This is a genomic window from Streptomyces sp. HUAS 15-9 (assembly GCF_025642155.1).
Classification (GTDB): Bacteria; Actinomycetota; Actinomycetes; order Streptomycetales; family Streptomycetaceae; genus Streptomyces.
The window spans coordinates 757,030-779,334 of record NZ_CP106798.1; the positions used below are offsets into that span (position 1 = coordinate 757,030).

The window sequence follows — 22,305 nt, forward strand, 5'->3', positions numbered from 1 at the left end:
CCATGAGCAACGAGTACGACCTGGTCATCGTCGGCGGCGGCATCGCCGGGGCGACCGTCGCCAAGACGGTCATCGAGAAGGCCGCCGGGATGAATCCGCCGAGGCACCCCCGCATCCTGATCCTGGAGGCCGGGCGGGCCACGGCGATGAGCGCCGACAAGTACGACACCTATGTGGACGCCTATCGAGAGGCCCTGATCAAGGTCCCCAACTCGCCCTACCCGGCGAGCGGTTCGGCCCCGCAGCCGAACGTGCTGGACATCCGGCGGCCGGAGCCGGGCCGGCCCGCCGACAGCGGATACTTCGTCCAGATGGGCCCGATGCCCTTCGGCAGCGACTACGCCCGCTCGCTGGGCGGCACCACGCTGCACTGGCTCGGCACCTGTCTGCGGATGCTCCCCAACGACTTCAAAATGAAGTCGGTCTACAAGCGGGGCGTCGACTGGCCGCTGACCTACGACGAGCTGAAGCCGTACTACGAGCGGGCCGAGTGGGACATCATCGGCGTGTCGGGCGACGTGGACGACCAGTGCTACCCCGGCATCGAGAAGGGCGACCCCAGGAAGTTCTTCAAGTCCGCCGACAAGAAGAGGTTCCCGAAGGGGGAGTACCGCTTCCCCATGCAGCGGATCCCCAGCAGCTATCTCGACGACTACATCGCCAAGATGACCGACGGCCTGGTGATCAAGCTGACCGACGGGAAGAAAAAGAAGCACGAGTTCCCCGTCATGATCAGCAACACCCCCGCCGCCCGTAATTCCACCCCGCACGAGGGGTACCAGGTCATCGGCGCCGTCGGGAACGCCGACCAGGGCCAGCGGTGCGAGGGCAACTCCAGCTGCATCCCGATCTGCCCCGCGCAGGCCAAGTACAACGCGCTCAAGACCCTGTACGAGCTGATCATCAAGTACCCCGACAAGGACTCCGAGGCCGGCGAGGCCCGGGCCAGGGTCACCGTGCGCAGCCAGTCCGTCGTCATGCGGGTGAACCACGACCAGAAGAAGGGCAAGAAGGGGAAGGTCACGGGGCTGACGTACAAGACGTACCACGAGGACGGCAGCGCGCCGGTGGAGCGGACCGTGACCGCCGACATGTACGTGCTGGCCGCCAACGCCATCGAGAACGCCACCCTGCTGCTCGCCTCCAAACCGGCCGCCAACAACAGCGACCAGGTCGGCCGCAATCTGATGGACCACCCGCTGCTGCTCACCTGGGGTCTGCTCAAGGAGAACGCCGGCGCGTTCCGCGGCCCCGGTTCCACGTCCGGCATCCCCGCCTTCCGGGACGGCTCCTTCCGGGCGGAGCGCACCGGCTTCCGGGTCGAGATCGGCAACTGGGGCTGGAACTTCCCGGAGAACGCGCCGTACGACACGGTCCACGACCTGGTCGGCGGCGGCGAGGCCGGAAAGGCGCAGCTCTACGGCAAGCCGCTGCGCAAGCGGCTCGGCGAGATCCTGCCCCGCCAGTTCCGGATCGCCTGGGAGCTGGAGCAGGACCCCGTGGAGACCAACCGGGTCACCGTCAACGACCGGTACAAGGACGGGCTGGGCAAGCACCGTCCGGTCATCGAGTACGACCTGTCCGAGTATGTGCGCGCTTCGCTGCCCTGGGCGGCCGAGGCCAGCAGACAGCTGTTCGGCGCGCTCCAGATCTCCAAGAAGGTGAGACGTCCCACGTACGCACCCGGCGACTACACGCACTACGAACCGGGCGACGCGGCCGAGGTGACGTACAACGGCCAGACCTACTGGGTGCGCGGCGCGGGGCATGTCGTGGGCACCCACCGGATGGGCAGTGACGCGACGGCCTCGGTCGTCGACAGCCACCAGCGCAGCCACGACCTGCCCAACCTCTACATCGTCGGCTGCGGCAGCCTGCCGACCCTGGGCACCTCCAACCCGACGCTCACCATGACCGCGCTGGCCATCCGCACCGGCGAACAGATCGCCGCGGAGCTGAAGGGGAAGAGCAAGTGACGCAGCCGATCTCGAACCCGAAGGATCTGAAGGGGGCCCTCCAGCTGGCCGTCGGCCTGGAGCTCAGCACCATCCCGGTCTATCTGACGGCGCTCTACTCCATCAAGGACGGATACAACACCGACGCGGCCCAGACGATCCGCAGCGTGGTAATGGAGGAGATGCTCCATATGACGCTCGCGGCCAACATCCTCAACGCCCTGGGACAGATCCCGAGTCCCGAACCGGTCGAGTTCCAGGGCCGCAGAAATCTGAGCCCGATCCCCGACTACCCCTTCAACAGCCCGCTGATCTCCGGCATCGGCACGCTGGAGCTGCTGCCGCTGAGCCCGCAGGCCGTGGCGAGCTTCGTCGAGATCGAACACCCGCTGCACGGTGCGGCCAATCTGGCCGACATCGACCTCGCCGGGTGCAGCTACCGCACCATCGGCGAGTTCTACGAGGCGATCCTCACCGCCCTGAGCGACAAGAAGATCTGCAAGGACTCGGACTTCGCCAAGAGCTCCGCCCAGATCCCGGACAGCCAGTACTACGGCGGCGCCGGTCATGTCATCGAGGTGACGGACCGCGCCTCCGCCCGCAAGGCGATCCAGAAGATCGTCGACGAGGGCGAGGGGCTGCCCGAGAAGTGTCTGCGGCAGGAGGCCAAGAAGGTCACCGACGAGGACCGGCTGCACTCGGGGTGGCAGATGTACTCGCACTACGCCCGCTTCCGCGAACTGCAGACCGGCCGCCGCTTCCGCACCCATCAGCTGGCCAACCAGGTCCCCGAGGGTGCGCTGCTGCTGGTGGACTACAGCGCCGTCCACCCGGCGCTGTACACCCGGCGCAACGGCAACGCGGGCGGGCCCGAGGCGATCGCGCTGAACCAGTTCGACCTGACGTACTCGCGGCTCGTGGACGACCTCTATCAGGCCTTCGCGGGCGTCGAGAAGGTCTACGACAAGAGCGTCAGGGTGCCCGCGCCCGCGCTGCAGCTGGCCGTCCACGGCATGTACGAGCTGAAGAGCAGGGCCGTCGCGCTGATGCGCACCCCGGACCCGGCGCACCCCGGCCGCACCCTGTGCCCCCGGTTCTCCTATGTGCCGCCGGGCGGCGAACGCGACAAACTCACCACGCTGACCCGGGAACTGAGGGAGCAGCACTGATCTGTGCCCGCACCGAGCGGCTCCGGCTGTGCGGGCGACGGTAAGGAAAGAGTTTGGTCTAGTCCAAAGCAAGTTTTGGACTAGACCAACCTATTGACGTGGTCGCAACAGCTCCCGGAGGCTGGGGCAACTCTCCCCCCACCCCTCTGGAGGCAGGCAGTGAGACGTCTTCGCGCATGTCTGGGTGCGGCGGCCGCCGTCGGGCTCGCCGCGGCGGGCACGACCGCGCTCGTCGCGGGCAACGCCTCGGGCGCGACCACCGCACTGAGCAACCGGTGGTACGCCGCCGCCCCGTATCTGATGCCCCTGGACAACGATCCCCCGGACCCGGCGGCCATCATGGACGCCACCGGTCTCAAGGCGTTCCAGCTCGCCTTCGTCCTCGCCCCCGACGGCGGCGGCTGCTCCCCCACCTGGGGCGGCACGGCGCCCGTCTCCTCGGACACGGCCGTCCATTCGGTCGTCGACACGATCCGCGCCAAGGGCGGCGACGTCTCCGTCTCCATCGGCGGATACGGCGGCACCAAGCTGGGCCAGGTGTGTTCGGACGCGGCCGCCACGGCGGCGGCCTACCAGCAGGTCATCACCAAGTACGGGCTGCACGCCATCGACTTCGACCTGGAGGAGCCGGAGTACGAGAACACGGCGGCGATCAGGAACGAGATCGGCGCCGCCAAGATCCTGCAGCAGAACAACCCCGGCCTCTACGTCTCCGTCACCACGGCGGGCACGGCGGACGGCACGGGCTGGTTCGGCAAGCAGATGCTGCTGGAGGCGAAGTCGCAGGCGTTCACCCCGAACAACTTCTCCATCATGCCGTTCGACGGCGGGTTCAACGGGGCGGCCGCCCAGACCGGCGCCCTGACCAACTTCAACTCCGTCCTGCGGTCCACCTTCGGCTGGGACCAGGCGACCGCCTACGCCCATGAGGGCTTCTCCGGGATGAACGGCCGCAGCGACACCGGCGAGTACTTCTCGCAGGCCGACTTCCAGACCGTCCTGGACTACGCCACGAGCCACAACATGGACCGCTTCACCTTCTGGTCCCTCAACCGCGACCGCCAGTGCACGCCTGCCGACAACGGCGGCCGCACCTCCGGCACCTGCTCCAGCGTGGCCCAGAACTCCTGGGACTTCGCCAAGTACGCGGTGAAGTTCGCCGGAGCCACCCCACCCACCTCACCCCCCACCCCCACCCCCACACCGACGCCGACGCCGCCGGGCACCTCGTGCAAGCCGGCCTGGAGCGCCACCACGGTCTACACGAACGGCAACGAGGTCTCGTACGACAAGCACAACTGGAAGGCCAAGTGGTGGACCCAGAACGAGGTGCCCGGCGCCGCCGAGTGGGGCCCCTGGCAGGACGAGGGCGCCTGCTGAGGCGGCTGCCCAGACGGCCCGGCCGTCAGGGCACGTCACCGCGCCAGTCGTAGCGGCGGCCGTCGCTCGGACGGGGCGCGTACAGGGCCCGGCCGCCGGGGCCGTAGCGGCCCATCTCGGTCACCAGCGCCACCTGCTCCCCCGACGGCCCGTCGGACCGGTCCGTCATGTCCAGCAACAGCCCGTCCAGCGGGCCCCCGACCAGCTGCGCATAGGTGCGGCCTGGCCGGGGGCCCGCGTCGTCGTGATCGGCCCCGTACACCCTGCCGCGCATGAACTCCTGCTCATCCATGGTGTGCAGGGTCGCAGGCACCACTGACAACGGGCAGCGGGGCGAGCCGTGCCCGCACTCAGGAGGAGATCACTACGTCTTCGACGCGCCACCGAGGGCCGGCCTCGCCAGGATGTTCGGTGCGGTCCCCAGCAGCCGCTCCAGGCGTCCGTGGAACAGCCCCAGGACCATCGCCGTGCCCACCGCGATCAGATGCTCGCGGCCGGCCAGATTGGGCACCGCGACCGACTCCCACACCATCGACCCGCCGGTCAGGGCGAAGACGACGGGCGCGCGCCGGATCACCGCGATGTAGGTGAACAGGCCCACCACCGCCGCGGACGGCCCGGTGTCGAGCACCTTCCCGCACTCGGCCGGCAGCCCGAGACCCCACCAGCCGGGACCGATCGCGATCATCACCCGGGCGGTGAGCGTGCCGGCCAGTGTGGTGGCGTACGCGACGAACAGGGTCCTGGCCCGGCCCAGCGAGAGTTCGGCCAGGGCGAAGGCCAGGAACAGCTGGGTGATGCCCGCCCACACCGGCAGATCGAGCGCGGGCACATACAGCGACACCGGGGTGCGCAGCAGGGACAGCCACAGCGGCAGGTCGGCGGTGACGCCCCCGAGCAGCCGCACCACTCTCGCCCCGGCCGGGTGCTGGGCGATGTCATGGAAGAAGATGACCCCGAACGCCGCCACGAACGCCAGGCAGAGCCCGGACAGCCTGCGTCGCAGCAGCTGGCGTAAGGGCTCGGCGACGATGCCCCGCCACTCGTCCCGCAGCACACGCCAGGCCCACGACACGACCCGTGAGACCGCGGAAGCCGACTGACCACCCGCTCCAGCACTCATGAACTCCCCCTGGCAGGGGCTGTCCACCGGTCGCCGTCGCCTCCCGCCACCGTATAGACGTGTGGATCATCCATCGGGTTGACTCATGTCCCGTCAGGACTGTCATGTCCTCAAGGTGCAGGCGGCCCATCGGTCCCATAACGTGGTGGTTGGAGCGTTCCAGGGTCCTGCTCTCCCGCGTCGCGAGGTTCGGCGGCAGATCGAGTCGCCGCAGGAATCACCGCACCCCCTGGAGACAACATGGCCACGGATCTCGCCGTCCCCCGCCCTGCCGCGGTCTACGCACTCGCCGCCATACGCCTGGTCAACGGTGCCGCGGGACTTCTGGCACCGGATCTGCTCATCCGTCGCCTCGACCCCGGCCGCGAGCCGCCCAGCCCGGCGGCCCTCTACGCCTTCCGGCTCTTCGGGATCCGTACGATCCTGCTCGGCCTCGCGCTGCTGGCCCACGACGACGAGCAGCTGCGGCAGGATCTGTCCGAGGGCGTGCTCATCCACGGCAGCGACACCGCGACCGCGGCGATGCTCGGCGTCAGCGGCCAGATCCCGCCCCGCACCGCGGTGCTGACCACGCTCGTCTCGGCCGCCAACACCGTACTGGCCGCCACCTCGCTCACCAACCCCGTGAAGTGGAACCGCGGATGACCATGGAGCCCGGTGCCGCTCCGGCCGCCGAGACGGGTTTCGACTACGTCGTCATCGGGGCCGGCGCGGGCGGCGGGCCGCTCGCGGCCAACCTCGCGGCCGCGGGCATGCGCACCCTGCTGCTCGACGCGGGTGACGCCGAGGAGAACGACAACCACCTGGTGCCCGCCTTCCACGCGGACGCCTCCGGGGATCCGGCGCAGTGCTGGAACTACTTCGTACGGCACTACGCCGACGAGCAGCGGCAGCGGCGCGACAGCAAGGTCGTCCCGGGCAAGGGCATCCTGTGCCCGCGCGCCGGGACGGTCGGCGGATGCACCGCGCACCACCGCGCTCATCACCGTGTATCCGTACAACCACGACTGGGACGCCGTCGCGGCCAGGACCGGTGACCCGACCTGGCACAGCGCCGCCATGCGCCGCTACTTCGAGCGGCTGGAGCGCTGCACCTACCGGCCGAGGCCCAAGGAACCGCCCGAGAACCCGGTGCCGGCCGCGGTGCTCAGACACATGCCCTTCGTGGCCGCCCGCTATCGCAACGACGCCCGGCACGGCTTCGACGGCTGGCTGCCGACCACCCTCGCGGACCCCGAACCGGCCGTCCAGGACGAGCAATCGGAGAAAATCAACCTCTCCGCGGCACAGGACACGCTCGCCGACCTGCTCGACCGGCCGCTCTCCCCGCTGGAGGGGCTCGGCTCCTTCGTCGACCCCAACGACTGGCGGGCGCAGACCCACGCACCACAGGGCCTGTGGCACATCCCGCTCTGCACGGCGGACGGACGGCGCAGCGCCGTGCGCGAGCGCGTCCAGGAGGTGCAACGCGGCCACCCCGGCCATCTGGTGGTCCCTTCCCGGCTTCTTCCTCACCACCCCCATCTACACGATCAGTGAGAAGGCGAGCGACATGATCCTCGGCGACGCGGCCCGCGTCGATGGGCCGGGTGGGTGACGGTCGGGAGCGGACGCGAGTCCCCCCGCCGTGCGCATGATCGCCCGTTAGGCTGGCGCCGCCCCACCGGTCCCGATCTTCCCGGAGGACAGGCCTGGTAACGATCAACCGCGAACGCCTCGTCAGAACGCTGACGTTCTGGCTGCGCCCTGACTTCGCGTTGCGCGTCATCAACCGGTTCCAGAAGATCGTGGGTTTCGACCGCTCGATGGCTCTGGCGTCCAGCGCGCTCACCGCACTGATCCCGCTCGCGATCGTCCTCGGTGTCGTCTTCGACAACATCGCGAACGGCAACGACATCGCGAACCGCATCATCACCCGCTACCACCTCACCGGGGGCGGCGCCGAGGCGGTCACCTCCCTCTTCACGCCCGCCGGGGAGGGGAGTTCGAGCGTGGGCGTGTTCGGGGTGGTGTTCCTGACCATCTCCGCGCTGAGCTTCGCACGGGCCGCGCAGCGGCTGTTCGAACAGACCTGGGAGCTCAAGCCGCTCAGTGTGCGCAACACCCGAAAGGGCCTGGGGTGGATTCTCACCCTGGGTGTCTTTCTGGCGGTCACCGGCTGGCTGAACGCGGTCCTGCCGCAGGGCAAGCTGGGTCTGCCCGCCGCGCTGTGCGACGTGCCGGTGACCGCGGTATTCCTCCTGTGGAGCGGCCGGCTGCTGTCCGCGAGCCGGATCGGCTGGGTCGACCTGTTCCCGTTCGCCATGACCGCGTCCCTGCTGGCCGGGGTCTATCAGGTGGGCGCGACGGTCTACATGCCGCGGCTGTTCAACTCCTACGCCTCCCGGTACGGCTCCGTCGGAGCCGTGTTCGCGATGATCTCCGGCCTCTTCGGCTTCATGCTCGTCCTCGTCGGGTGCTCTGCCCTCGGGCGTGAGGTACGGGACGAACTCGGCCGGATCCGGCGGGGGCAGCGTCCCTCGGAGAGGGAGGTCCGCCGCCAGTGGGACAGTGTGGTCGCGCTGGCACGCTCACGCTGGCAGTCCGCACGGGATCAGATCCCGCACCGCCGGGCCAAGGAGTAGGTCCAGGGCCGCGACGCCGGGATGATCCAGACCCTAGGGAAGCAGGTCGTCGAAGGCGATGGTCAGATGGCGCGGGCCGCGCAGCACCGCGTTCGGGCGGTACTCCGGCGGGTCCTCGATCAGTCGGGGGTTGCCGAGCCGACGGGCCAGTTCCGTCAGCGCGATCTGGGTCTCGAGGCGAGCCAGCGGGGCGCCGAAGCAGCTGTGGATGCCGCTGCCGAAGCCGAGGTGCTGGATGTCCCCGCGGTCCGGGTCGAAGCGGTCGGGGTCCTGGAAGCGCTCCGGGTCCCGGTTGCCCGCCGCGAGGACGAGCCAGATGCGGGAGCCCTTCGGGATGGTGACCCCGCGCAGCTCGATGTCGGCGATGCAGGTGCGCTGCGGCACGAGCTGTACCGGTGGCTCGTAACGCAGCAGTTCCTCAACGATGTTGACGGACAGTGCGGGGTCCTCGCGCAGGCGCCGCAGGACGTCCGGGTGGCGCAGCAGGGTGAGCATGCCGTTGGTGATCAGGTTGACGGTGGTCTCATGGCCCGCGATGAGCAGCAGCACCGCCGTGCTGAGCACTTCCATCATCGTCATGGCACCGTCCGGGCCACGGCTGGTCGCCAGGTCGGTCAGCATGTCGTCGCGAGGATTCTTGGTGCGCTCCTCGACCAGCCCGGCCAGATACATGCCCAGCTGCATCCGTGCTTCCTGCGCGGACTTGCGGAACTCGGCGGTGGCGCTCTCACGGGTGTCCGGATCCAGGGAGGCGACGAGCGGGTCGACCCAGGCGCGGAAGCGTGGCTCGTCCTCGCGCGGCACCCCGAGCAGTCGGCAGATCACGGTCACCGGGAAGGGGTAGGCGAACTGGTCGACCAGGTCGATCTGCCGCTGGTCCCCGAGGCCGTCGATCAGGTCGGAGACGATCTGGGCGAGTTCACCGCGCATGGAATCGATCCGGCGGGGCTGGTGCGGCGGACCGAAGGCGCTGTTGGCCATGCGCCGCAGCCGGTCGTGCTCCGGCGGGTCGAGCCGGATGAAGCTCGGCGGCAGCCCCGTCTCCTCGATCCCCGCCTGGTCGTCGCCCGCGGCGGCGAGGTTGGCGGCGTCGGAGCTGATCCGCGGGTCGTGGAGCAGGCCCTTGATGTCCCAGTACGAGCTGACGACGTAGGGACCGCCCTCCTCGTCCTGCAGCACCGGCGTCTTGAGCAGCTCCTTGTACAGCGGATACGGGTTGGCGCGGTTGGAGTAGTCGGTGATCTGCCGCAGGATCGAGGCTTGCGTCATGTGGGGTCCTTGGGCGTGCAGGTCCGGGCGGACGTCGAGCGGGGCCGGCCGTCGGTCAGTGCCGGGCCGGGGTGAAGACCAGTTGTCGGTCGGCCGGTGAGTAGCCGCTGAGGGTCACGGTCGGGCCATGGGTCGGCAGCGACGGGTCGGGGAAGTCGGCCGAGACGGGTGTGCGGCCCTCGGGACGGCGGTCCACCGTGGGGAACTCCACCGGGAACGGCGCGCCCGTCTCGATCATCCGCTCGTAGAACTCCAGCCACCGTGTGTTGTCAAAGCTCACGGCGGCGATGATCCGGCCCTGGTAGCCGTACACCCCGACGAATCGGCGCTCGGCCAGCGAGCCCTGCGTGATCATGAGTTCCTCGCCCATGGGCGGTACGCCCACCGACTTGATGTTCACACCGAACTGCGACGACCAGAAGGCGGGCACCCACAGATGCGGGCGGCGATCGCTGCTGGGGCTGATCATGTTGTGCGCGGCGGTCTCGGCCTGCGCGATCGCGTTGCCCCAGTGTTCGAGGGAGAGGAACTGGTAGCCGAACAGCGCGTGCGGGGAGCGTGCGACGTCGCCCGCGACGAAGATGTCGTCGGTGACGATGCCCCGGAAGTCGAAGGCACGGCAGCCCGCGTCACAGGCGATGCCCCGGGGGCCCGCGCCGAGCCCGGATCCGGTCAGCCACTCGGTGTTGCGGGTGGCGCCGAGCGAGACGACCACGACGTCCGCCTCCACGACGCTCCCGTCGGACAGATGCACGGCACGCACCCGGCCGACCGTGTCGCCCTCCAGCGCGGTGACCATCACACCGGTGCGCAGGTCCACGCCGTTCTCCCGGTGCATGTCCGCGGCGACCGCGCCGATCACCCCGCCCAGGGCACCCGCCAGGGGCGCGCCCGCACGCTCCGCGACGGTGACCGGGATGCCCTGGTCCCGGCAGGCGGAGGCGATCTCCGAACCGGTGAACCCGGCGCCGATGACGAACACCCGGCGCGGACCGGCCTTCATCCGCCGGTGCAGTCCGACCGCGTCGTCCCGGGTCCGCAGCACGAAGACGCCGTCCAGCTGGGCCTCCGGCTCCTTGGGCCAGGGCCGGGCCCGTACGCCGGTCGCGATCAGCAGGCGGTCGTACTCGACCTCGTCACCGTCGGCCAGCCGGACCCGCTTGGCCGTCATGTCGAGGGCGGTCGCGGGGACACCGAGGCGCCACTTGGCGTCGATCTCACGGCGCCGGGGCAGCTCGGTGTGGCGCGGGTCCGCCTTGCCCAGCAGAACCGCCTTGGACAGCGGCGGCCGGTCGTACGGCTCGTACGGCTCGTCGCCGATCAGGGTGAGCGAACCGGCGAAGCCCTCGTCGCGCAGCGTCTCGGCGGCCCGCAGTCCGGCGAGCGAGGCGCCCACGATGACGATCCGGCCCTCGCGCCGGAGCCGGTCCAGGTAGTCAGCTGCCATCGGACGACTCCCCAGCGGGTTGCGAGGGCGCCGCACCCACGCCGTCCAGCCCGTCGGCCGTGATCGCCTGCACGGGGCAGGCGGCGACCGCGCGCGCGAGCCTCTCGCGTTGCTCCTCCTCGGCCCGCGGGTTGTAGACGAGCGACTCCTCACCGTGCATGGCGAAGACATCCGGTGCGAGGAACGCGCACTGCGCGTACCCCTGGCATTTGTTGAGATCGACGACAAGCCTCATCGACGCTCCGCCCTTTCGGCGGCCAGGTCCGTCCTCGCTCCACCCACTCGGCGGGCGGTCGTCTCGGGACTGCGGTCATCTCCCGCACGCCAGCATGGAAGCCGGGATGTGGCCGCGCGCGCCGGGACATGCCGATCGGGTGACCTCCCGCGCCGCCGTCCTCAGCCGACGGTGACGGCCTGCCGCCGACGGTCGTTCACCACGAGGATGTAGGCGCTCAGCAGCAACGACCATGCCGGGAACACCAGCTCGGACCACGGGATGTTCGGTACGACGAAGAGCAGCGTCAGTGAGGTGAGGAAGCCCAGCACGGTGAGCCACCTGGGCAGGACTCCGAGGCGGTGCCCGAGCACCGACAGGGAGCCCGCGAAGACGGCGGCCATCCGCATCGCGTACCCGGTCATCAGCGTGTACGCGAAGTGGCGGCCGAAGTTCCAGGTGGACAGCCCGGGGGCGCTGCCGGAGGGCTGCTGGGTGGCGATAACGGCCCAGGCCGCCGCGGCCGCGCCGAACATGGTGGCGGTGAAGACCAGGCCGCTGCCGAGGAAGACGGTGGCGAGGAACTTGTCCTCGGCGTTGCCGACATGGGCCCGTACGGCGCCGACGAACCACAGGAAGAAGATGCCGGCGAACGGCACGAGATCCAGGGCCGCGCGCACCGCACCGCGTCGGGCCGAGTCGGTGAACGCCCGGGCGGTGACCGCGTCGGCGCCTTGGGGAATGGCGAGCCGGATCAGGACGATGGCGGCCGCGAGCAGCAGCGCGAAGACGATCCCCGCGAGCCCGGCCGCCCGCGGGGTCTGCAGTGCCTGCTCTCCCGGCCCGATGTCCTGCATGCGCGGCTCGCTTCCTCTCCGGAGGTTCCGGCGGTCCCCGCCACCAGCAAGCCTCCTCTCCGAGAGCCTCGCCACCGGGAGACGCCCGAACGGCAGAGCGCGCGGACCGTCAAGTGTGGGGAGCCGAGGCCGGGGGCCGCCCCGACGAGGAGCGGGTGGCCGCGCTGTTCGCCACCGCCGGGTCCGAGTTCGGCGGGGTCGACGTGGTCGTCCACGCGGCCGGCCGGATGTATCTGGCCCCGGTCGCCGAGCTGGATCCGGCCGAGCTCGACGCGATGCACCGCACCAACATCCGCGGCACGTTCGTGGTCGCCCAGCAGGCCGCCCGTACGCTGCGCGCCGGCGGGGCGTTCATCACCTTCTCCACCTCCGTGGTGGGCCTGGCCTTCCCCGGGTACGGCCCGTACGGCGCGAGCAAGGGCGCGGTCGAGGCGCTGACCATGGTCCTCGCGCGGGAGCTGCGCGGCCGGGACGTCACCGTCAACGCCGTCGCCCCCGGTCCCACCGCCACCGACCTCTTCCTGGAGGGCAAGGACGAGGAGACCGTCGCCCGGCTGGCCGCCCAGCCCCCGCTGGAACGGCTCGGCACCCCCTCGGACATCGCCGAGGGGGTGGCCTTCCTCGCGTCGCCGGCCGGCCACTGGGTCAACGGCCAGGTCGTACGCGCCAACGGCGGCATCGTCTGACCGACGACGGCACCAACCCGACCGACAGCATCACCACACAAGGAGAGACCCCACCATGCCGTTCGCGAACTTCAAGGTCCCCGCGGGAAGCCTCGACGACAAGCAGAAGGAGCTGATCGTCACCCGCGCCACCGAGCTCTGCGTCGAGATCTACGGTGAGCGTGCCCGCGCCACCACCCTGGTCCTGGTGGAGGAGGTGACCGACGGAGGCTGGGGCATCGGAGGCCATGTGCTGACCCTGGCCATGCTCCAGTCGCCGGACCACTGACGGACCGGCTCGGTCTTCGTGCTAGAACGCTTCGTCATGGAGACCGAGCCGATCACCCTGTCCACTCCGCGGCCGGTGCGGCGGCCGACGCTCGTCCAGGGCTGGCACGAACTGGCCTTCCTGCACTGGGCGGTGGAGCCGGAGCGGGTGGCGGGTCTGCTGCCGCCGGGCACCCGTCCCGACACTCTGGACGGGGTCACCTACGTCGGCCTGGTCCCCTTCCTGATGCGCGGCGTGGGCCTGGGACCGGGGCCGGGCCTGCCGTACCTGGGCACGTTCTGCGAGACGAACGTACGCCTGTACTCGGTGGACGAGCACGGCCGGCGCGGTGTCGTCTTCCGGTCGCTGGACGCGGCCCGGCTCATACCGGTGCTGGTGGGCCGGCTCGGCGTCCGGCTGCCGTACGTGTGGTCCACCATGCGCCTGCGCCGCAAGGGAGACGTGATCACCTACAGCTGCCGCCGCGGGCGCGCGGGAGGCCGGGGCGGGGCGAGCCGGGCCGTCGTGCGGGTCGGCGAACCGATCGCCGAACCCACGCCGCTGGAACGGTTCCTGACCGCACGGTGGGGTCTGCATGTGTCATGGCACGGCCGCACGCTGCACCTGCCCAACGAGCACGCACCGTGGCCACTGCACCGGGCCCGGCTGCTCGACCTCGACGACGACCTGGTCACGGCCGCCGGGCTGCCGCCCCTGACAGACCCTCCGGTCAGTGTGCTCCACTCCCCCGGGGTCACCGTCCGGTTCGGGACCCCCACCCTGCTTGCGTAGGCGCACTCGGCGTTCAGGCGGGCTCCTCGGTCTTCGCCACGCACAGGGCCCAGATGATGAACCCCGAGATGGCGATCATCAGGATCGACCAGACGGGGTAGTACGGCAGGGACAGGAAGTTCGCGATGACGATCAGCGCGGCGATGGCGATGCCACCCATCCGTGCCCAGAAGGTCGCCTGGAACAGCCCGAGGCCGATCACGACGGCGATCGCGCCGAGGAAGAGATGGATCCAGCCCCAGCCGGTCATGTCGTACCGGAAGACATAGCTGGGCGTGACGAGGAAGACGTCGTCCTTGAGGATCGCCATGATGCCGCGGCAGATGCCGAGCACTCCGGTGATCATCAGCATGACGGCGGCGAACATCATCAGACCCGCGGCCCATGCCTGCTTCGTTCCGGTCTGCGTGCGGGGGGTGGTGGTCATCGCTCCGCCTCGTTTCGTCTGGTCCGGCTGTGATCGTCGTCGGGCTGTGACCGTCGTACGGCTGTGATCGTCGTCCGACGCCGGTCGTCGTACGGCGGTGGTCGGTGTACGGCGGTGGTCGGTGTACGGCGGTGGTCGGTGTACGGCGTGCGGCGGTCAGCTCAGGACCTTCGCCTTCGCCCGCTGGAACTCCTCCTCCGTGATGTCGCCCCTCGCGCGGATCTCGGACAGCTTGGCGAGCTGGTCGACGCTGCTCGGCTCGGAGGTGCCGCCGGCGGTCTGCCGGATGTAGGTGTCGAACTGCTCCTTCTGCGCACGCGCGGAAGCGAGTTCGCGGCTGCTCATGCTCCTGCCCCGCGCGATGACGTAGACGAAGACGCCGAGGAAGGGGAGGACGATGACGAAGGCCAGCCAGCCCGCCTTGCCCCAGCCGCCGAGCGAGTCGTCGCGGAAGATGTCGAGGATGACCTTGAAGAGCAGGATGAACCACATGACCCACACGAAGAACCAGAGCATCGTCCAGAACGCGCTCAGGAGCGGATAGTCGTAGGCGAGGTACGTGTGTACAGCCACTTGTCTCCTCCTCCGTTCGGGGTGGACCCCCTGGTGGCGGTCCGTGCCCACCTCAGCGTGTCCGCCGCGCCGGCCGTGCGCCTCACCCGAGGAGGGTGATCGGCGGTCCGGGGCTCACACCGTGTCCTTCTCCGCCCTGCGGATGGCGGCCCGCAGGGCGAACGCCATCACCAGATCCGCCAGTCCGAGCAGGACCAGCCACAGCCCCAGCAGCCGGGTCAGGACGACCGCGGACTCGGTCGGCAGCGCGAGGACCACGATCCCCGCGACGACACCCAGCGCACCCACGCCCGCGAGGACGCCCCGGTGCGGCAGGTCCCTGACGGCGACGGCGGTGTAGAGGGTGAGCATGCCGGACACGAGCCAGGCGACACCGACGATCAGGGACAGCGCGGCGATGGTCTGCAGGGGGTGACGCAGACACAGCACACCGGCCACGACGAACAGCGTCGCGAGCAGGACCCGTGCGAACCGCTCGCCCTGAGCCTCCCGGGCGAATGCCGCGACGAATCTGAGCACACCGCTCACCAGCAGATACAGGCCGATGACGACCGCCACGACATGCAGCGTCCCATGCGGCCACACCAGGATCACGATGCCCGGAATCAGGGTGACGAGCGCCGAGGCCAGCGCCCAGCCCCAGGAGGCGCCCAGGGCGGCCATCACCTCCAGGGGATCCCCCTGCGACCCGAAGGCCGTGCCGTAGGGGTCCTGTTCCGGTCCGGGACCAGGACCCGAATGCGACGGTGCGGTCATGGCTCCTCCTCACTCCTGATCGGCGCGGACCGGGTACGGGCCCCGTCCGCTCACTCCGGCAGCTGGCGCATCTCCAGGACGTGCAGCCCCAGCGACTGGCATCTGGCCAGCAGCCCGTAGAGGTGCGCCTCGTCCACGACCGGGCCGAACAGCAGCGTCTGATCCGACACGACGACATGGTCGAGCTCGGGAAAGGCTTCGACGAGCGTCTTGGACAGGTGTCCGTCGATGCGGATCTCGTACCGCATGAGCTGCTCTCCCCGCGGGTGGAGTGTGGCGCAGGCGAACTCTGGCTTCCTGGCGATCCTCCGCCGTGACGCGCCGCCCGGCCTCACCCGGCAGAGGTGAAACGACGGGCCGCGGGGTACCGCGGCAGGGCGGCGCACCGGGCCGCGCACGGCGCCCGACCAGCGCCTTCCGGCCCCGCATGCGGCGGCTTCCGGCACGGGGCACGCTGGGAGATGCGCGAGAGCCCCGGAGGTGGTTCCTGTGGCGTTCAGCCGTCGCGGCCGGGAGGTGGACGAGAGGGCTGCCTCGATGGTGGAGGCGCTGTTCACGCAGTCACCGGTCGGGCTCCATCTGCTGGACACGGAGCTGCACGTCGTACGCGTCAACACCGCCACACCGGTCATGCGGGACGTCCCCATGGACCAGGTGGCCGGGCGCCCGCTCCACGAGGTGTACGACATCGTCGACGACCAGGAGGAACTCGAGGCCGCCGCGCTCGGCGTCCTGGACACCGGGATCCCGATGCGGGACCGTGTCGTACGGGCGCGCTTCAAGGGGACTTCGCCGCGGGTGGGCCACTTCGAGATCACCATACTGCGGCTGGAGAGCACGTCCGGCGCGGTGCTCGGCCTGGCCGTCACCGCGGTCGACGTCACCGAACGCGAGCGGAACCGGGCCCGCTCCGAGGTCCTCGACGCGGTGCGCCGGTCGGTGGGGCGCACGCTGGACGCGGCGGTGACCGGTGAGGAACTCGTCGGAGCCCTGGTGCCTGCGTTCGCCGACGCCGCCGTCGTCGAAGTGGTGGACGCCGTCATCCGCGGCGACGATCCGCCGCTCGCCCCGCTGCCCCGGGGCACGCCGCTGATGCGCACCGCGTTCCGCGCCACGAGTGCGCACCCGCCGAAGGCGCACCCGGTGGGTGACGTACGCCGGCTGCCGGCCCCCACCCCCTTCTCCCAGGCGCTGGCCGACCTGCGCCCGCGGGTGGTCTCCCTGGAGCCCGACGCCCCGTGGTTCGACGTCGACCCCGCGCGCGCCGAGGCCGTCCACGCGTCGCGGGCCCATACCCTGCTGGTGGTGCCGCTCACGCTGCGCGACACGGTCGTGGGCCTGGTGAGCCTCTACCGCGCGGGGCAGACACCCCCCTTCGACGAGGGCGACAGACGACTCGCGGTCGAGCTGGCCGCCCACACGGCCCTGTGCGTCGACAACGCCCGGCGCTTCGTCCGGGAGCACACCGTCGCGGCGACGATCCAGCGTCAGTTGCTGCCCCGTACACCGGAGAGCCACACGTCCCTGGAGACCGCCTATCTGTCCGTCACCGGTGCCGATCCCGGGGCCTGGTACGACACCATCGCCCTGTCCGGTGCCCGGACCGCGCTCGTGGTGGGAAGCGTGTCCGGGCACGGCCTCAACGCGGCCGCGACCATGGGCCAGTTGCGCACGGTCATCCGCTCGCTGTCCGCGTTCGACATCGCCCCCGACGAGCTCCTGGCCCGGCTGCACGACACGACGACCCAGCTGGCCGCGGAGCGCGCGAATCTGCCGTTGGGCGATCCGCTGCGCCGCGAGACCCTCGCCGCGGACTGTGTGTACGCGATCCACAATCCCCTGACCGGCACCTTTGAGATCGCGGGAGCGGGCCGGCTGGCTCCGCTCCTGGTACGGCCCGACGGCACCGTCGGCATCCCGGACCCGCCGTCCGGACCCCGGCTGGGCACGGACGCGGACGCGCCGTTCACGTCCGTCGAGTTCGAGGCACCGGAGGGAAGCATCCTGGTCTTCGCCAGTGACCCCCTGCTGACCTCGTACCTCGCGGACTCCCCGGGACCCCTGCGCTCGTCGCCCGAGTACCTCGACCGCCCGCTGCAGGAGCTGTGCGACGCGGTCGTGTACGCGCTCCCGTCGGGCCTCGGGGCCGGTGATGCCGCGGTGATCGTCGCGCGGGTCCGCGCCCTGCCCGCCGACCGTGTCGCCTCCTGGTACCTGGACGCCGATCCCGCCGCGGTGGCCGAGGCCAGGCGCCGCGTCCGCGCGCAGCTCACCGCCTGGAGGGTGGACGACGAGACCGCCTTCAACACCGAGCTCATCGTCAGCGAACTGGTCACGAACGCCATCCGGTACGGGGATCCGCCCCTGGAGCTGCGGCTGATCCATGACCGCAGCCTGACGTGCGAGGTCCGCGACGGCGGTGCCGCGGCGCCGCATCTGCGGCACGCCCGCACGGTCGACGAGGGCGGACGGGGTCTGTTCATCGCCTCGCAGCTGGCCCACGCGTGGGGCACGCGGTACGCGGACGACGGCAAGACGATCTGGACGGAACAGTCCTTCGCGCCGCGCAAGGATCCCCGCTGATCGGGCTTTTGATCAGGTTCTTTCCCGGCCTGGTGGACCTTGTCCCGGTGGGCCCGGTGCCGCCGGCTGCCCCTCGGCCTCCACCCGGCCGCTCGCGGCCAGCAGGGCCAGCAGCGCCAGCACGGCGAGCAGCACGAGCACCAGGAGCAGGACCGTCAGAACCGTCGGATGGTTCCACAGGGCGAAGACCAGCGCCACGATCAGCAGCGCGGCGAGTGTGATCGCCCGGCGGTACGACTGCGCCCACTCCCCCGCCCGGCCCGTACGGATGTTGCGGTCGGCCGCCCACCGGGCCGTGGCGTCAGCGGTGCTCTCGGACCTGCTGCGGACGAGGACGGGCAGCCGTCCCGGGCCGATGAGGTAGGTGCCGAGCGCGATGACGACGCCCAGGACGATCGCCGTGCGCAGGCTGACGCGCAGAAAGCGCACGAGCGTGTCGAAGACCGCGGAGGCCGCCGCCTTCGACTGCACCTCGGGCGGGAGGTGGTCCAGGTAGTAGTCGCGGGCGACGACCAGCGCGATGGCCACGACCAGACAGGCGAAGGCCGCTCCCAGTGCGGTGCGGGCCAGGGCCCGCCGTCGCCCGCGGGCCAGCAGCACTCCGCCGACGCCGATGAGTACGACGATGACGGGAAGCCAGTTGCCGAGCGCGTCCAGCAGCCGGGCTGCCTTGCGGGCCTTGGCGAGCTCGTCGGAGTGGAAGAGCACCAGCTGCTCGTTGACCGCGGGGATGTACTTCGCCGGGGAGAGTCCCGCGTCGACCAGCTGCTTCTTGACCTGTTCGACGGCCTCGCCCACGTCGAGGGTGACGGTGCCGCCGGAGACGCCGACCGAGCCGCGCCCCTTGCCGGTGAGCGCGTGCACGACGGCGTTGTGGGCGGCCCTGTTGGCGTCCGTCCACACCTTGGCGAAGACGTCGCTCTGCACCACCCGGGTGGCCACCTTGGACACGGCCTGGTCGACCGCGGAGTTCAGCTGCGGCCCCAGGCCCTTCAGGGCGTCGGCGGCGCGGGGCGGCAGTCCCTGGGACTCCAGCCAGGTGGCGACGTCCGCGGCGACCTGCTGCCCGTTCACATGCACGGCCACGGCCTCGGTGATCCGCTGCACCGCCGCGTCCTGGACGGCCGGTTCGGAGGCGAGGGGGGCGACGGTGGAGACGTACCGGTCGTTGTCGAGCACGATGTCGTGCACCCAGGTCGTCAGCAGGGCGACGGGGACCAGGATGCAGGTGAGCACGATGAGCACGGCCGAGGCGACCTTGCGGGCCACCCGGCCGGCCGCGGATCCCTGGGCCGGCCCCGCACCGCCCGGGGCCGGCGGGGTGCCTTCCGGGCCTTGACCGGGAGACGAGCCGGGGTCGTGCGCATCGCTCATGGGGCCTCCGGCCGGTGCGTAGCTGTCCACCCCATTCCGTCAGCGTGCGGGCACCGGAGCACGCCGACGGCGTCCATCCGGGCGAGGAAGCAGGCGACCAGGTCCTTGGCGGCAGGCGGGCGGCGGCCATGAGATGGCCAGTCCACCGGGCGTGGGGCACGCTGGAGTGGTGGGTGCGCGGCAGAGCCTGACGGGTCTGCGGCAGTCCTGGCAATCGAGTCACGCGCTGCTGCTGCTTCCGATCGCGCTCATCGTGGTCATCACCGTGGTGGACATCCGCTCACCCGAGGACGTCCATCTGGGACCCACACTGGTCATCGCACCGGCACTGACCCCGTCCTTCGCCGGGCCCTGGGCGACCGCGCTGGTGGGGGCGCTCGCGGTCGCGGCCCAGACCCTCATCGCCGTCTTCCACGGCGGGCTGGCCAGCACGAACCACATCGTGCAGATCATCACCCTGGCCGTACTCTCGGCGCTCATCGTGCTCTACTGCGCGATCCGCGACCGGCACCGTGCCCAGCTGGCCCAGGTCCGGTCGGTGGCCGAGGCCGCCCAGCACGTGCTGATGTGGCCGCTGCCGGAACAGATCGGCCATCTGCGGATCGCCTCGCTGTACCTGGCCGCCGAGGACGAGGCCCAGATCGGCGGGGACCTGTATGCGACCACCCGGGTCGACAACACCGTCCGCGTGCTGATCGGGGATGTGCGCGGCAAGGGTCTGTCCGCCATCGGTGAGGCCGCGCTGCTGCTCGGTGCCTTCCGCGAGGGCGCCCACCGGCACATGACCCTGCCGGACCTCGCCGTCACGCTGGAGCAGAGCGTGACCCGCTACACGGCCGACTTCGAACCGCCCGAGGAGGCCGGCGAGCGATTCGCCACCGCCCTGCTGGTGGAGATCCCCGAGGACGACGCGGTCACCCGGATGACCAGTTGCGGACACCCTCCGCCGCTACTGCTCAGCCCCGGTCACGCGGTCTCCGTCCCGAGCCTGCATCCGGCACCCCCGTTGGGGGTCCACACGTCGAAGCCCGGGGACTACACGCTGGACGTGTTCTCCTTCGAGCCCGGCGACACCCTGCTGCTGTACACCGACGGCGTCATCGAGGCCCGCGACGCGGACGGCCGCTTCTACCCGCTCGCGGAGCGCGTCGCACAGTGGACCGAGGCCAGCCCGGAGGCCCTCATGCACCACATCCGGCGCGACCTGCTGAGCCACTGCGGCGGACGCCTCGACGACGACGCGGCCCTCATCGCCCTCCACCGCACCGCGGCCGTCCACCACCGGCATCACGGCCGACGGATCCATGCCGACGCGTTCGGCCACGGCTCCGGCGCGCGTCCGGATTCCGGCTGAGGCCACCCCACCCGCCCATGCGCAGACAGGCGGTGTTGCGGCTCTGGTTGTCCTTGAACGGCCCGGTCGGCAGGGAGGCCGCGCCGAGAGGGAAGGGCCGCACCCGTGGGGCGTTCACCGGGCGCGCGGCGGCGGGGTGTGGTGCCGCCTGGGCCACGGGGCCGCCCGTCAGACTCAGGGCCGCGGCCGTACCGGCGGCGGTGAGGAAGGTCCGTCTGCCAAGAGGTGGGATCACGAAGTCCTCCGCATGTCGATGACGTGGGGCGGGGAGTCCCGGTCCCCGCCCCACTGACTATTGTTCGAAATACCGAATGCTGTGCGACATACCGACCAGAGCTCTACGGTAGAGGACTGACTCCTGATGTCAATGACACCCGGGAGACCGCAGTGAGGGAGGCCGAACGCGGGCATCCGGGCCGGGACTTGTTGCGGCCGCGGTCATGACGCACCCTGTTCCGGGCACAAGTCATGATCGTGCGGACCGAACAGTACGGGCCGAAGAACGGGGAGGAAGCCATGGGCGACGGGATGTCGCGGGCGATGTGGGAGCGGTACGAGCCGGTGCACGACCTCGTCTACTTCGCTCCGGAGGCGCGTGAGGCCGCGGACGGGCTCGGGATGCGCGGCTTCTGGATGGGGTACTTCGCGCTGCGCGCGGCGCCGCTGGGTGCGGTGCCCGCCTCCGTCGTGACCGGATCCTTCTATGTCTTCCATCCCGACCGCGTGGCGCGGGCGCTGCCCGACGCATGGGCATACGCCGGCCCGGCCGACGCCCTCGCGGCACGGCAGTGGGCGATGGACGTCGCGATGACCCGGCTGTTCGGCGCGGACGTCGTGGGCTCGCCGGAGATGGCCGAGGCCGCCGATCTGGCCTGGGAGGCGGCCGCCGCCGCGGACACGGCGGGCCGCGTGCTCGCCGCCGCCAACCAGGCCCTGGACCGTCCCGAGCCATCGCATGTACGGCTCTGGCAGGCCCTGACCACGCTCCGGGAACACCGGGGCGACGGGCACTTCGCGGTTCTGGTCGGTCAGGGGCTCGGACCGGTCGAGGCGATGGTGCTGAAGGCGGCCGCCCGTGAAGGGGACCGGGAGATACTGCGGGACACCCGCAAGTGGGAGGCCTCGGCATGGCAGGCCGCCGAGAGTGCGCTGCGCGCACGCGGGTGGCTCGGGGAGGACGGGGCCCTGACCCCGGCCGGCGCGGCCGGGCGCGCGGCCGTCGAGGCACAGACCGACGCCGTCGCCGAGCGACCGTGGGCCGCTCTGGGCGCGGACCGCACCGAGCGCCTCGCCGCCCTCCTCGAACCGCTGGCCCGGACCGTCTGGGACTCCGGGGTGCTGCCCTCCGGCAACCCGGTCGGCGTACGCCGGCCGCACCGGGTCGACACAGGGGGTCACTGACAGGGTTTGGCGAAAAACAGTCGTAGTAACCGTCGAAGTGCCGTGTAATTCAGTCGTCTTCGGAATGCCGGAGA

At 70.7% G+C, this 22,305-nt stretch carries 24 protein-coding genes; 13 read left to right on the forward strand and 11 right to left on the reverse strand.

Going from position 1 to position 22,305, the window contains the following annotated elements:
• Positions 1 to 2: 2 nt before the first annotated feature.
• The 3 genes from N8I87_RS03375 to N8I87_RS03385 all read left to right on the forward strand — a co-directional run bounded on the left by N8I87_RS03375 (position 3) and on the right by N8I87_RS03385 (position 4,504).
• Complete coding sequence (locus tag N8I87_RS03375) at positions 3 to 1,976, forward strand: GMC family oxidoreductase (RefSeq protein WP_263205263.1); 1,974 nt, start codon at positions 3 to 5, stop codon at positions 1,974 to 1,976.
• Positions 1,973 to 3,124, forward strand: a complete 1,152-nt coding sequence (locus N8I87_RS03380) for a ferritin-like domain-containing protein (protein WP_263205264.1) — start codon at positions 1,973 to 1,975, stop codon at positions 3,122 to 3,124. Before N8I87_RS03375 ends, N8I87_RS03380 begins: the two co-directional genes overlap by 4 nt.
• Positions 3,125 to 3,283: 159 nt before the next feature.
• On the forward strand, positions 3,284 to 4,504 hold the full coding sequence (locus N8I87_RS03385; RefSeq protein ID WP_263205266.1) for a carbohydrate-binding protein: 1,221 nt from the start codon (positions 3,284 to 3,286) through the stop codon (positions 4,502 to 4,504).
• Between the two features lie 25 nt (positions 4,505 to 4,529).
• On the opposite strand, the gene N8I87_RS03390 is transcribed toward N8I87_RS03385, so the two are convergent.
• Positions 4,530 to 4,796: a hypothetical protein gene (locus N8I87_RS03390; RefSeq protein WP_263205268.1), complete on the reverse strand. Its 267-nt coding sequence runs from the start codon at positions 4,794 to 4,796 to the stop codon at positions 4,530 to 4,532.
• Positions 4,797 to 4,868: 72 nt separating this feature from the next.
• Entirely contained in the window at positions 4,869 to 5,627 is a 759-nt protein-coding gene (locus N8I87_RS03395; RefSeq protein WP_263205269.1) for a hypothetical protein, read from the reverse strand.
• Between the two features lie 240 nt (positions 5,628 to 5,867).
• Here N8I87_RS03395 and N8I87_RS03400 point away from each other — a divergent pair, with 240 nt between their 5' ends.
• The 4 genes from N8I87_RS03400 (at position 5,868) to N8I87_RS03415 (ending at position 8,251) form a co-directional block, all read left to right on the forward strand.
• Positions 5,868 to 6,272 carry a hypothetical protein gene (locus tag N8I87_RS03400; RefSeq protein ID WP_263205271.1) on the forward strand — a complete coding sequence of 135 codons (405 nt, stop codon included), beginning with the start codon at positions 5,868 to 5,870 and terminating at the stop codon, positions 6,270 to 6,272.
• Complete coding sequence (locus tag N8I87_RS03405) at positions 6,269 to 6,664, forward strand: hypothetical protein (protein WP_263205273.1); 396 nt, start codon at positions 6,269 to 6,271, stop codon at positions 6,662 to 6,664. Before N8I87_RS03400 ends, N8I87_RS03405 begins: the two co-directional genes overlap by 4 nt.
• On the forward strand, positions 6,615 to 7,166 hold the full coding sequence (locus N8I87_RS03410; RefSeq protein ID WP_263205275.1) for a hypothetical protein: 552 nt from the start codon (positions 6,615 to 6,617) through the stop codon (positions 7,164 to 7,166). Before N8I87_RS03405 ends, N8I87_RS03410 begins: the two co-directional genes overlap by 50 nt.
• 218 nt (positions 7,167 to 7,384) lie before the next feature.
• Positions 7,385 to 8,251 (forward strand): YihY/virulence factor BrkB family protein, encoded by an 867-nt coding sequence (locus N8I87_RS03415; RefSeq protein ID WP_263205277.1) that lies wholly within the window; start codon positions 7,385 to 7,387, stop codon positions 8,249 to 8,251.
• 33 nt (positions 8,252 to 8,284) lie between these two features.
• Here N8I87_RS03415 and N8I87_RS03420 read toward each other — a convergent pair whose 3' ends face one another.
• The 4 genes from N8I87_RS03420 to N8I87_RS03435 all read right to left on the reverse strand — a co-directional run bounded on the left by N8I87_RS03420 (position 8,285) and on the right by N8I87_RS03435 (position 12,038).
• Positions 8,285 to 9,520 carry a cytochrome P450 gene (locus N8I87_RS03420; RefSeq protein ID WP_263205278.1) on the reverse strand — a complete coding sequence of 412 codons (1,236 nt, stop codon included), beginning with the start codon at positions 9,518 to 9,520 and terminating at the stop codon, positions 8,285 to 8,287.
• Between the two features lie 55 nt (positions 9,521 to 9,575).
• On the reverse strand, positions 9,576 to 10,967 hold the full coding sequence (locus tag N8I87_RS03425) for an NAD(P)/FAD-dependent oxidoreductase (RefSeq protein WP_263205280.1): 1,392 nt from the start codon (positions 10,965 to 10,967) through the stop codon (positions 9,576 to 9,578).
• A complete protein-coding gene (locus tag N8I87_RS03430) occupies positions 10,957 to 11,202 on the reverse strand; it encodes a ferredoxin (RefSeq protein ID WP_263205281.1) in 246 nt (81 codons plus the stop codon). The genes N8I87_RS03425 and N8I87_RS03430 overlap by 11 nt, the downstream gene beginning before the upstream one ends.
• A 161-nt stretch (positions 11,203 to 11,363) precedes the next feature.
• On the reverse strand, positions 11,364 to 12,038 hold the full coding sequence (locus tag N8I87_RS03435; protein WP_263205283.1) for a hypothetical protein: 675 nt from the start codon (positions 12,036 to 12,038) through the stop codon (positions 11,364 to 11,366).
• Here N8I87_RS03435 and N8I87_RS03440 point away from each other — a divergent pair.
• From N8I87_RS03440 to N8I87_RS03450, 3 genes are read left to right on the forward strand one after another with little or no spacing between them, the layout of a single operon-like run.
• Positions 12,008 to 12,724: an SDR family oxidoreductase gene (locus tag N8I87_RS03440; protein ID WP_411577191.1), complete on the forward strand. Its 717-nt coding sequence runs from the start codon at positions 12,008 to 12,010 to the stop codon at positions 12,722 to 12,724. The genes N8I87_RS03435 and N8I87_RS03440 overlap by 31 nt on opposite strands.
• Before the next feature lie 55 nt (positions 12,725 to 12,779).
• Positions 12,780 to 12,992 (forward strand): tautomerase family protein, encoded by a 213-nt coding sequence (locus N8I87_RS03445; RefSeq protein ID WP_263205285.1) that lies wholly within the window; start codon positions 12,780 to 12,782, stop codon positions 12,990 to 12,992.
• Between the two features lie 36 nt (positions 12,993 to 13,028).
• Positions 13,029 to 13,763, forward strand: a complete 735-nt coding sequence (locus tag N8I87_RS03450; protein WP_263205286.1) for a YqjF family protein — start codon at positions 13,029 to 13,031, stop codon at positions 13,761 to 13,763.
• A gap of 13 nt (positions 13,764 to 13,776) precedes the next feature.
• Here N8I87_RS03450 and N8I87_RS03455 read toward each other — a convergent pair whose 3' ends face one another.
• From N8I87_RS03455 to N8I87_RS03470, 4 genes are all read right to left on the reverse strand, one after another.
• Entirely contained in the window at positions 13,777 to 14,190 is a 414-nt protein-coding gene (locus tag N8I87_RS03455) for a DUF7144 family membrane protein (protein WP_263205288.1), read from the reverse strand.
• A 156-nt stretch (positions 14,191 to 14,346) separates the two neighbouring features.
• Positions 14,347 to 14,763 (reverse strand): SHOCT domain-containing protein, encoded by a 417-nt coding sequence (locus N8I87_RS03460; RefSeq protein ID WP_263205290.1) that lies wholly within the window; start codon positions 14,761 to 14,763, stop codon positions 14,347 to 14,349.
• 114 nt (positions 14,764 to 14,877) lie between these two features.
• Positions 14,878 to 15,519, reverse strand: coding sequence for an HdeD family acid-resistance protein (locus N8I87_RS03465; protein ID WP_263205293.1), 642 nt, complete (start codon positions 15,517 to 15,519; stop codon positions 14,878 to 14,880).
• 50 nt (positions 15,520 to 15,569) lie between these two features.
• Positions 15,570 to 15,767 carry a DUF8691 family protein gene (locus N8I87_RS03470; RefSeq protein WP_263205296.1) on the reverse strand — a complete coding sequence of 66 codons (198 nt, stop codon included), beginning with the start codon at positions 15,765 to 15,767 and terminating at the stop codon, positions 15,570 to 15,572.
• A gap of 241 nt (positions 15,768 to 16,008) precedes the next feature.
• Between N8I87_RS03470 and N8I87_RS03475 the strand changes: the two genes are divergently transcribed.
• Positions 16,009 to 18,102, forward strand: coding sequence for a SpoIIE family protein phosphatase (locus N8I87_RS03475; RefSeq protein ID WP_263205298.1), 2,094 nt, complete (start codon positions 16,009 to 16,011; stop codon positions 18,100 to 18,102).
• A gap of 12 nt (positions 18,103 to 18,114) precedes the next feature.
• On the opposite strand, the gene N8I87_RS03480 is transcribed toward N8I87_RS03475, so the two are convergent.
• Positions 18,115 to 19,476, reverse strand: a complete 1,362-nt coding sequence (locus N8I87_RS03480) for a hypothetical protein (RefSeq protein ID WP_263205300.1) — start codon at positions 19,474 to 19,476, stop codon at positions 18,115 to 18,117.
• A 169-nt stretch (positions 19,477 to 19,645) separates the two neighbouring features.
• Between N8I87_RS03480 and N8I87_RS03485 the strand changes: the two genes are divergently transcribed.
• Entirely contained in the window at positions 19,646 to 20,830 is a 1,185-nt protein-coding gene (locus N8I87_RS03485; RefSeq protein WP_263205302.1) for a PP2C family protein-serine/threonine phosphatase, read from the forward strand.
• A 474-nt stretch (positions 20,831 to 21,304) separates the two neighbouring features.
• Positions 21,305 to 22,231 carry an SCO6745 family protein gene (locus N8I87_RS03490; protein WP_263205304.1) on the forward strand — a complete coding sequence of 309 codons (927 nt, stop codon included), beginning with the start codon at positions 21,305 to 21,307 and terminating at the stop codon, positions 22,229 to 22,231.
• Positions 22,232 to 22,305 lie beyond the last annotated feature (74 nt).

Excerpts from the sequence above, each read along its gene's own strand:
- N8I87_RS03375 (WP_263205263.1), top strand. The coding sequence starts at position 3 with ATGAGCAACGAGTACGACCTGGTCATCGTCGGCGGCGGCATCGCCGGG.
- N8I87_RS03390 (WP_263205268.1), bottom strand. The coding sequence starts at position 4,796 with ATGGATGAGCAGGAGTTCATGCGCGGCAGGGTGTACGGGGCCGATCAC.
- N8I87_RS03395 (WP_263205269.1), bottom strand. The coding sequence starts at position 5,627 with ATGAGTGCTGGAGCGGGTGGTCAGTCGGCTTCCGCGGTCTCACGGGTC.
- N8I87_RS03400 (WP_263205271.1), top strand. The coding sequence starts at position 5,868 with ATGGCCACGGATCTCGCCGTCCCCCGCCCTGCCGCGGTCTACGCACTC.
- N8I87_RS03405 (WP_263205273.1), top strand. The coding sequence starts at position 6,269 with ATGACCATGGAGCCCGGTGCCGCTCCGGCCGCCGAGACGGGTTTCGAC.
- N8I87_RS03420 (WP_263205278.1), bottom strand. The coding sequence starts at position 9,520 with ATGACGCAAGCCTCGATCCTGCGGCAGATCACCGACTACTCCAACCGC.
- N8I87_RS03425 (WP_263205280.1), bottom strand. The coding sequence starts at position 10,967 with ATGGCAGCTGACTACCTGGACCGGCTCCGGCGCGAGGGCCGGATCGTC.
- N8I87_RS03430 (WP_263205281.1), bottom strand. The coding sequence starts at position 11,202 with ATGAGGCTTGTCGTCGATCTCAACAAATGCCAGGGGTACGCGCAGTGC.
- N8I87_RS03435 (WP_263205283.1), bottom strand. The coding sequence starts at position 12,038 with ATGCAGGACATCGGGCCGGGAGAGCAGGCACTGCAGACCCCGCGGGCG.
- N8I87_RS03445 (WP_263205285.1), top strand. The coding sequence starts at position 12,780 with ATGCCGTTCGCGAACTTCAAGGTCCCCGCGGGAAGCCTCGACGACAAG.
- N8I87_RS03450 (WP_263205286.1), top strand. The coding sequence starts at position 13,029 with ATGGAGACCGAGCCGATCACCCTGTCCACTCCGCGGCCGGTGCGGCGG.
- N8I87_RS03455 (WP_263205288.1), bottom strand. The coding sequence starts at position 14,190 with ATGACCACCACCCCCCGCACGCAGACCGGAACGAAGCAGGCATGGGCC.
- N8I87_RS03465 (WP_263205293.1), bottom strand. The coding sequence starts at position 15,519 with ATGACCGCACCGTCGCATTCGGGTCCTGGTCCCGGACCGGAACAGGAC.
- N8I87_RS03470 (WP_263205296.1), bottom strand. The coding sequence starts at position 15,767 with ATGCGGTACGAGATCCGCATCGACGGACACCTGTCCAAGACGCTCGTC.
- N8I87_RS03480 (WP_263205300.1), bottom strand. The coding sequence starts at position 19,476 with ATGAGCGATGCGCACGACCCCGGCTCGTCTCCCGGTCAAGGCCCGGAA.